This window comes from Streptacidiphilus pinicola (assembly GCF_003258295.1).
Lineage (GTDB): Bacteria > Actinomycetota > Actinomycetes > Streptomycetales > Streptomycetaceae > Streptacidiphilus > Streptacidiphilus pinicola.
Map to the genome: position 1 here is coordinate 1 of NZ_QKYN01000254.1, position 1416 is coordinate 1416.

At 74.8% G+C, this 1416-nt stretch carries 2 protein-coding genes; one reads left to right on the forward strand and one right to left on the reverse strand.

Annotated features, from left to right (window positions below; translation table 11 throughout):
- Nucleotides 1–52 precede the first annotated feature (52 nt).
- A complete protein-coding gene (locus DN069_RS38660; protein WP_243640337.1) occupies nt 53–1156 on the forward strand; it encodes an acyl-CoA dehydrogenase family protein in 1104 nt (367 codons plus the stop codon).
- A 40-nt stretch (nt 1157–1196) separates the two neighbouring features.
- Here DN069_RS38660 and DN069_RS41180 read toward each other — a convergent pair.
- Nucleotides 1197–1416, reverse strand: a 220-nt coding sequence (locus DN069_RS41180) for a hypothetical protein (protein WP_207892418.1), incomplete at its 5' end; no start/stop codon positions are given.

The following is a 1416-nucleotide window of genomic DNA, read 5'->3' on the forward strand; positions in this document are numbered from 1 at the left end:
AGGTCCTCGAGTGGCTGGATTGCTAGAAGGGACCCGGGCAGAGACGGAGCCGGTGCTCGATTCCGGCCTGCTCGACGTGCTGCGGGAGGCTTCCGTGCGTACCGCGCGGAGTGGGCGGCCCGACGAGGAGGCTCTGCGGGCGGTGCGGGGTTCCGGGTTGCTGGGGCTGGTGGTGCCGGTCGAGTACGGCGGGGCGGGGCGGGGTGCTTCGGAGGTCAACGCCGTGGTCGGGGAGGTCGCGCGGGTCGATCCGTCGACGGCGATCATTCTCTTCCAGCACTACGCCGTGAGCGCCCGGATCAGCGAGTGGGGCACGCCCGCGCAGCAGGCGCGGCTGCTGCCGGAGATGGCCGCGGGCCGGGTGTTGGCGGCTTCCGCCTGGAGCGAGACCGGCGCCGGGGCGGCGAAGAAGCGGCTCGCCTCCACCGGCCGGGCCGACGCGGACGGGTTCTGGACGCTGGACGGGGCCAAGTCCTTCACCACCGGGGCCGGCATCGCCGACCTCTACCTGGTGCTCGTCCAGACCTCCGAGGCCGAGCCTGAAACCAAGCTTGACGACTCACGCTACGGCTCGCAGGGTCAGACCTTCTTCCTGGTCGGCGCGGACAATCCCGGGCTGACGCCCGACCTGAGCCTGGACCTGGCCGGCATGCGTGGTTCGGCGACCGGCTTCGTCTCGCTGAGCGGCTGCCGGGTGGCGGACGAGGACCGGCTGGGTCCGCTCGGCCGGGCCACCGAGATCATCGCCGGGGTCCGCGAGACCGGGGCGACCCTCGGAGCCGTCTCGGCGGGGATCGCCCGCGCGCTGCTGGAGCTCGCCCGCGCCCACGCCGCGCGCGCCGGGGTGTCCGCCGACTCCCCGCTGTCGGCCCGGCTGGTGGATCTGGCCACCTCGGTGGAGGCCATCCAGGCCGTGGTGACCCGCGCCGGCCGCCGGGAGGCGCCCGAGCCGGGGATCGCCACTCTGCACAGCAAGCTGTTCGCCTCCCAGGCCGCCGAGCAGATCGCCCTGGAGGTCTCCCGACTCATGGGATCGGCGGGCTATGTGATGAACCACCGACTCAACACGCTGCTCGCCGACGCCCGCGCCGTCGCGCTGATGGGCCCGGCCAACCAGCTGTGCCGCGAGCTGATTGCGGTGTCATGGCAGCGGTGACCCCCACCCCTGGGCCGGCGGGCGGGCCCAGGGGCGGGGGTCACCGCTGCCATGTCACCGCAATCAGCTCGCGGCACAGCTGGTGGGGCGGGCCCAGTAGCGGGACGGGGCGTGGCGGCGCGCGCAGCGCGGTGAGTCCGGCGCTGCGCACACGGGCCGCCGAGCCCATGAGTCGGGAGAGCGCTGCGGGGAGCTGCCCGGGGGGCCGGGCAGGCACCAGCCGGCCGGGGAGGGCGGCGACGCCCGGCCCGGGCGCGTCC